6 protein-coding genes are annotated in these 7452 nt (G+C 71.1%); all 6 read right to left on the reverse strand.

Features of this window, described 5'->3' with window-relative positions; translation table 11 throughout:
* A partial coding sequence (locus NON22_RS17395; protein ID WP_306673871.1) for a PmbA/TldA family metallopeptidase occupies positions 1–330 on the reverse strand: 330 nt, incomplete at its 3' end.
* A gap of 103 nt (positions 331–433) precedes the next feature.
* Positions 434–916, reverse strand: coding sequence for a macro domain-containing protein (locus tag NON22_RS17400; RefSeq protein WP_257388212.1), 483 nt, complete (start codon positions 914–916; stop codon positions 434–436).
* A gap of 43 nt (positions 917–959) precedes the next feature.
* Complete coding sequence (locus NON22_RS17405; RefSeq protein ID WP_257388213.1) at positions 960–4934, reverse strand: YhdP family protein; 3975 nt, start codon at positions 4932–4934, stop codon at positions 960–962.
* 33 nt (positions 4935–4967) lie between these two features.
* Positions 4968–6452, reverse strand: coding sequence for a ribonuclease G (gene rng / locus NON22_RS17410; RefSeq protein WP_257388214.1), 1485 nt, complete (start codon positions 6450–6452; stop codon positions 4968–4970).
* Between the two features lie 208 nt (positions 6453–6660).
* Positions 6661–7230: a Maf family protein gene (locus NON22_RS17415; RefSeq protein WP_257388215.1), complete on the reverse strand. Its 570-nt coding sequence runs from the start codon at positions 7228–7230 to the stop codon at positions 6661–6663.
* Positions 7231–7241: 11 nt separating this feature from the next.
* Positions 7242–7452: 23S rRNA (pseudouridine(1915)-N(3))-methyltransferase RlmH (locus NON22_RS17420; RefSeq protein ID WP_257388216.1), on the reverse strand; the 211-nt coding region annotated here is incomplete at its 5' end.

A 7452-nucleotide genomic window follows, 5' to 3' on the forward strand; every position in this document is an offset into this window, starting at 1 on the left:
GCCGACGCCGTTGGCGCCGGCCTTGGCCACGGCGCGCGCGGCGCCGGCGGCCTCGAGCAGCTGCGGCAGCACGATCTCGTCGGAATAGGCGAAGCCGGTCTTTTCGCCGGCCAGCGCGCGCACGCCCACGCCCTGTTCGATCGAATGGTTGCCGTCCTTGACGATGCCGTCCTCGAGCAGCCAGTACTCGGAACGCGCATGCTGGAAATACAGATCGGCCGCGTCGACACCGGGCCCCAGCAGCCGCGCGAACACGCGATCGAGTTCTTGCGTGGACAGGCCGCCCGGGCGCAACAGGCGTTCGCTCGCTTGCGCGATCATCGCATTCATCGGATTTCCAGCTGAGGCAGTGCGCGGGAGATAAGGGCGGGAACGGTAGGCTACAAGGCGCATCCAGGCAAGCACGGCGGACTCGACGGAACTGCGCCGGACGCTAGCCGCGCCGCGCGGCGCGCGGCCGGAAACGCACGATGCGCACCGACAGCGGCAGGTGCAGCGGCGCCAGGGCCTGCCGCATGAGATCCAGCGCCGCGGCCTCGGCGTAGCCGCCCGTACCGGCGCCGATGACTGGAAACGCGATCGATGCGAAACCGTTCGCGTGCGCCACGGTCATCGCCGATCGCACGCTGCACCGTATCGACTCGGCCGACGCGCGCCAGAGCAGATCGATGCCGGCCACGTGAATGATGCCGCACACGGGCAGGCGCCCGGAACCGGTCAGCACCGCGTCGCCGAGCGCCAGCGGCCCGGCGCGGCCGAGCTCGACGAACGGCGCCAGTCCCGCACGCCGCTTGATCGCGCCAGACACGCCCTGCGGCAGCAGCAGCCACCACGGAATCACGTTGCGGTTCCAGGCATTGACGAGCACGTCGACCGGCTGGTCGAGCAGATCGCCGTCGACGACGGTGGCGAGCATTGGAAGATCCGTGCGGCGGTGGGTGGCCGCGTCGGACTGACGCTCAGCGCCGCGGGTTCCCCTGCGGCGATTCGGCCGGTGGTCCCTGCAGCTCCGGCGCGGGCGGCGTCGCCTCGTTGCGGCTGCGGCCGCCCTCGCGCGAGATCAGCGTGATCTCGGGTTTTTCCCAGCTGCCGGTCACGTGATAGCGCGCGGTCGTGACTTGGTTGATCGCCTTGTTGAACAAGGTCTGCACGGCCAGGCCCGCGGCGGCGCCGGCCGGTCCGCCGGCCAGCGCGCCGACCACGGTCAATGCGCCGCCGACGCGCGGCGTGACCACCATCTGCTGGTCGTAGTCGCGCGCCCTGAGGCCGGTGCGGCCCTGGATGCGGATGTCGGCGGCCGGGCTCGTGATCGTCAGGTTGTTCGTCGTCGCGTTGCCGCCGCCGAGTGCGAACTCGCCGTTGATCGCCGTGAAGCTCATGCCCGAGCGGAAGAAGTCGCCGAAATCCAGCGCGAGCCGGCGCGGGATCTCGCGCACCGAGAACAGGCCGAACAGGCGGCCCATGCCGGGTTCGACGTCGAGGATGCGGCCCGCATTGACCGTGAGCTTGAGCTTGCCCTCCAGCCGCGCGAGCGCGAAGGAGGCCGGCGAGCCGTTCCAGTACGCGTTCAGGTGGGCGAGTGTCTGGCCGCCCTCGAACAGGCCCGCGAAGCCGAGCGCCGCGAGCATGCGGCCCAGGTTTTCCGAAGTCAGATCCAGATCGACGTCGGAGCGGTGGCGCTTGCCGTCGCCGTTCCACTGGCCGCGCACGTGCATTTCCATGTCGGCCGAGCGCGTCTCGAACTGGTCGATGCGCATGCCGTCGGTCGTCGGCAGCGACTCGAGCCGCGTCTCGCCGAGATTGGCCGCGCCGAGGCGGAAATCGCCGATCCACAGATGGAGCGGCGGCACGGTGGAGGGCACCACGCCGTCGAACGGGTCGATGCCGTCGTCGACCGCCGGCGCGCCCGGCGGCCGCGGCGGATCGGGCCAGTACACATGTTCAAATTGCGCCGTTATGCCGCGCTTGAGCAGATCCGCCGTCGGAATCTGCAAGGTGCCCTGCAGCTGCGGACCGCTGAAGCTGATGCCGACCTGGTCGGGCTGGCGCGCGAGCACCAGGCCGAGGTCGTTGAACTCGCGGCTGCCGATCGTGGCCTTGTCGGCGCGCAGGTCGATCGCGCGCAGCAGGCCGGGTCCGCTGCCGGCGCCCAGGCCAATGCCGACCCAGCCCGACAGGTCGAGCCGGCGGCCGCGGCCGCCGACGCTCAGGCCCGCATCGGGCAATTGCTCCGGCGGCGTTTCGCCGAGCGCGATCGCGCCGGCGAACTCGCGCTGCGCATCGGGCAGCCGCGCGCGCAGGCGCAACACGTCGGCGACATTGACGGCCAGCGGGCTGCCCGCCATCGGCAGCTGCAGCGACACCTGCACCGGCATCGCGTCGCCGGCCGGCTTGTCCAGCGGCGCCGGCAGGTCGATCGCCGTGCCGCGCAGTTCCGAGCGCATGACGACCCGGCCCGGCGCGTCGCCGCGCGGCACGGCCACGTCGACAGTCCAGTCCGAACGGCCGGAGAAGCGCGGCCACCAGGGCTGCAGCACGGTCGCGTCCTTGAACACGAAATCCATCGGCAGATTGCTTTCCAGCCGCGCCTCGACGGCGTTGGCCGAATCCTTGACGTCGGCGCCGAGAGCCAGCCAGAACGACGCCGGATAGCCGGCATTCTGCAGCGCGAGCGGACCGGCGCTGAGGCCGTCGTCGTGGAAAAACAGCTTGCCGTTCGCGTGGGCGAAATCCACGTCCCATTTCTTCGCGACGATCGGCGAATCGCTCAGCGCGATCTCGCCCTTGACGGTACTGTGCGCATCGGGCGCGAACGGCAGGTCGAGCCGGAACTTCACGTCGGCCGTACCGCCGATCTGCAGTCCCTTGAGCTCCCTGGCGAAGCGCGTGCCGAGCGGCGAGGCGTTCACGACCGCGAGCAGGTCCTCGCCCTTGCCCTCCCCTTCGACGTCGAGCGACAGCACGGCGTCCTTGAACCACGGAATGTCGGCGACCGCGCGCCGCGTCGTCGCGCCGAGCACGCGGCCGCCGCTGGTCTCCGCGTGCATGCTCGAATTGACGAACTCGGCGACGACGCCGACGCCTTCGGCGCGCGGCCAGGCGGCGTTGTAGTCGAGCACCAGGTCGCTGATCTCGGCGCGCGCCTTGAACTGGCCGGCGAAGTTGCGGATCGGCCAGTCGTCGAGATCGCAGCGGATCGCGGCGCGGCCGCCGGTGATGATGCCGGCGACGAGGCCGCGGTCGAGCCAGTCCATGGCCTTCGGCGACATGTCGCCGATCGGCCAGAACTGCTTGGCCGCGGGCACCTCGCTAGTCAGCACGACGGCGTAGAGATCGATCAGCGGCTTGGCGCCGCCGGGCCGGAACTCCAGGCCGCCGCGCAGCTGCGTCGAGAAGCCGGCGCCGTCGACGTCGAGCGCATCGGTTTCCACGCGCCAGCCGCCGTCGCCGTCGTCGAGCCGGAACGCGGCGATGCGTCCGGCCAGGCGCTCGAATGCGAGCGGCTGGCGGAATTTGCGCGCGTAGTTCAACGTCGATGCCTGCGGCGGCAGCTCGAGCACGGCGGCGTTCGCGTCGGCGTACAGCTCGCCGCGCAGCGCAGTCAGCCCGGGCACCTTGTCCACCGGCAGGAAGCTCAGGCCCCGCAGGCTCGCGTCGAGCTCGAAGTCGTCGCGGCCGGCGAAACGCAGCGCGACGTTCTGCAGCTGGCCCTGCGGCGCGGCGCGCGCCGACCAGGCGTTGCCGTCGGCGCCCGGCGCGAGCGGCAGCAATGCGGCGACGCTGGTCAGATCGATCTGCGGCGCGTCGAGACGGAATTCGTCGCCGTCGCGGCGCAGGCTCGCGGCCGACGCCGTCGGATTCGTCCCGGCGCGCGCCGCGTGCAGGTCGGCCAGGTCCAGGGTCCAGCCGTTCGCGTCGCGGCGCCAGCGCGCATAGCCGCGCAGCTGGGCCAGTCCCACGGTCCGGACCGCGGCCGGCTTGTCGGCCGGCGACTTCTCGGCGGCCTTGCCGGGCGCGGATTTGTCCGCAACGGCTTTTTCCGCACCAGTCGTGTCCGCGGCCGCCGCATCGCCGGAAGTCTCCGCGGCGGCGGCGGCGCCGACCTCGATCTCCAGTCCCTCGAGATCCAGCGCTGCATGCGCCGACACCGGCGCGGCATTCTCCAGGCGTGCCCAGAACTGCAGGCGGCCGCGGCCCGTGCGCAGGCGGCGGCCGTCCCAGCTCAGGCCGCCGGCCAGATTGGCGAGGTCGACGGCCTCGCCGCCGAGATAGGCGTCGCCGCTGCGGCTGGTGCGGTCGAAGTCGGCGACGAACTGCAATGGCGTCGCCCCGGGCGCGTCGCGGCGCAGCACCGCGGCGACGCGATGGCGCTCGGCGCGGTTGATCAGCCTCAGTTCGTCGATGCGCAGGGCCGCGTCGACGGCCCGCGCGGCATCGAGCACGTGCACGCGCGCATCGCGCAGCACGACGCCGCCGAGCGACAGCAACGGGTTGTCGCCGGCCTCGGCGTCGCCGCCGGCCAGGCCGGACACCTGCCAGCGTCCGTCGGCGCCGCGTTCGAGGCGCAGGTCCAGCCCGCGTATGCGGAATTCGCTCCAGTGCCGGTTGCGGCCGAGCCAGGCGCCGAGATCCAGGCCGACCTCGGCCTGCGGAATCACCAGCGGCGGCAGCCGCGTGTCGGTCGCGGCCACGTGTACGCCGTCCAGACGCAGCAGCGGTCCGCCGTCGCCCCAGTAGCCCTGCACCTGATCGATGCTGACCGGACGCTGCAGCTGCTCGGACAGGAACTTCTCCACGCGCGGCTTGTGCAGCCCGACCTGCGGCAGCAGCAGCCGCACGAGGCCGACGAGCACCGCCGCGAGAATGATCAGGCAGGCCAGGCCGACGGTCAGCGCGATGCGCAGTCGGCGCAGGCGGCGGCGCCAGGGCGTCACGGTCGCCGCACCCGGCCGCTCAGGCGCGCGCGCTCAGAGCAGGACCACATCGAACTGTTCCTGCGAGTAATGCTCCTCGGGCTGGAAGCGTATGGTCTTGCGGATGAATTCCTCGAGTTCCGCGACCGCGGCGGATTCCTCGTCGAGGATGCGGCTGACGACCTTCGGCGCGGCGAGCACGAGCAGCTTCTCGGCGTCGAACTGGCGCACGGCGCGCGTGATCTCGCGGAAGATCTCGTAGGTCACCGTCTCGGCCGTCTTGAGGCTGCCGCGGCCGCCGCATTCGGGACAGGGCTCGCAGAGCTGGCGCTCCAGGCTCTCGGTCGTGCGCTTGCGCGTCATCTCCACGAGGCCCAGCGGCGACATGTCGTAGACCGTGGTCTTGGCGTGGTCGCGCACGAGCGCCTTCTCCAGGGTGCGCAGCACCTGGCGCTTGTGCTCCTCGTCGGTCATGTCGATGAAATCGATGATGATGATGCCGCCGAGATTGCGCAGGCGCAGCTGCCGCGCGGCGGCCTGGGCCGCCTCGAGGTTGGTGCGGTAGACGGTTTCTTCGAGGTTGCGATGGCCGAGGAACGCGCCGGTGTTGACGTCGACCGTGGTCATGGCCTCGGTCTGGTCGACGATCAGGTAACCGCCGGATTTCAGCGGGACTTCCTTGCGCAGCGCGCGCTGGATCTCGTCCTCTACGCCGTAGAGATCGAAGATCGGCCGCTCGCCCGGATAGTGCTCGATGCGCTCGACCATGTCGGGCATGAACTGCTGGGCGAAGCTGTGGATCTTGTCGAAGGTCTCGCGCGAATCGACGCGGACCTTCTCGATGTCGCGGCGCATGAGGTCGCGCAGCGCGCGCAGGCTCAGCGGCAGGTCCTCGTAGATGCGCGTGCCGACGCGGGCCTGGCTGATGCCTTCCTGCACCGCCTGCCAGAGCCGGCCGAGGTAGTCCACGTCCTCGGCCAGCGCTTCGTGGGTCTGGCCCTCGGCGTTGGTCCGCACGATGAAGCCCAGGCTGCCGTCGCGACCGAGCTGCTGCAGGCTTTCCTTGAGCCGCGCGCGCTCGGCTTCGTCCTCGATGCGCACCGACACGCCGACCATGCGCGAATACGGCAGCAGCACGAGATAGCGCGAGGGTATCGACAGATGCGTGGTCAGCCGCGCGCCCTTGCTGCCGATCGGATCCTTCACGACCTGCACGACGACTTCGTGGCCTTCGCGCACCAGATCGAGGATCGGCGGCGTCGGCCCGGTCGCCGTGCCGCCCTCGGTCGGATCGCCGACGAGCGACGGCGCCGCGCGCACGATGTCGGAGGCATGCAGGAAGGCGGCCCGGTCCAGGCCGATCTCCACGAAGGCCGCCTGCATCCCCGGCATGACGCGGCTGACCTTGCCCTTGTAGATGTTGCCGACATAGCCGCGGCGCTGCGCACGCTCGATGTGCACTTCCTGCAGCATGCCGTTTTCGACGACGGCCACGCGCGTTTCGCGCGGCGTCACATTGATCAGGATTTCTTCGCTCACCGAACTACCTTGTCAGCGGCCGGCTGAACCGCGCCACGTATGGTTGAAAGAACCGCCACCGGGCTCGCATTCGGCGCCGGTCCGCCGCGCTCCGCGCTCCGCGCGGCGGCGGCACGGCAGGCGGCGGCCTCGACGACGGACCGCTTCCCTGTCGGCACGGTTATAGCCGCGGCCCGAGACGCTTGTCGATGCGCAACCGGCGCGGCGCTCAGAGCGGATGGCCGAAACGCCGCAGCAGGGTCGCGGTCTCGTACAGCGGCAGGCCCATGACGCCGGTGAAACTGCCGTCCAGATGATCGATGTGCGCCGCGGCGAGGCCCTGTATCGCGTAGGCGCCGGCGCGTCCGTACGGTTCGCCGCTCGCGACGTAGGCCGCGATGGCGGCCTCGTCCATGGGCGCGAAGCTCACCTCCGAGAGCGAGGTCGCATGCTCCTCGCGGCCGGCGCTGAGCAGCCAGACCGTCGAGATCACGCGGTGGCGCCGGCCCTGCAGGCGGCGCAGCATAGCCGCGGCCGCGGCCGCGTCGGCCGGCTTGCCGAATACATCCCCGTCGAGCACGACCTCGGTGTCCGCGCCGAGCACGATCGCGCCGGCCACGCCGGCGACCTGCAGCAGGCCGGCGCCAGCCTTCTCGCGCGCGACGCGGCTGACGTAGTCCTCGGCCGGTTCGCCTTCGCGGTGCAGTTCCGGCACGTCCACATCGAGCACGGCGAAGCGCAGGCCCAGCTGTTCCAGCAGCTGGCGCCGGCGCGGCGATTGCGAGGCGAGATACAGCATCGGTCACTCCGTCAGGCGCGATGGTAGGGATGATTGCCGAGCAGGCTGACCGCGCGGTAGAGCTGCTCGGCCAGGATCAGGCGCACCAGCATGTGCGGCAAGGTCAGCGCGCCCAGCGACCAGCGCTGGTCGGCGCGGGCCAGCGCCGGCGCGGCCAGGCCGTCGGGGCCGCCGACGAGGAAGGCCAGATCGCGGCCGGCCATGCGCCAGTTCGCGAGCTGC

This window comes from Tahibacter caeni (genome assembly GCF_024609805.1).
Lineage (GTDB): Bacteria > Pseudomonadota > Gammaproteobacteria > Xanthomonadales > Rhodanobacteraceae > Tahibacter > Tahibacter caeni.

Bases quoted from the DNA above. Each gene is read 5' to 3' on its own strand.
- NON22_RS17400 (WP_257388212.1), bottom strand. From the start codon at position 916: ATGCTCGCCACCGTCGTCGACGGCGATCTGCTCGACCAGCCGGTCGAC.
- NON22_RS17415 (WP_257388215.1), bottom strand. From the start codon at position 7,230: ATGCTGTATCTCGCCTCGCAATCGCCGCGCCGGCGCCAGCTGCTGGAA.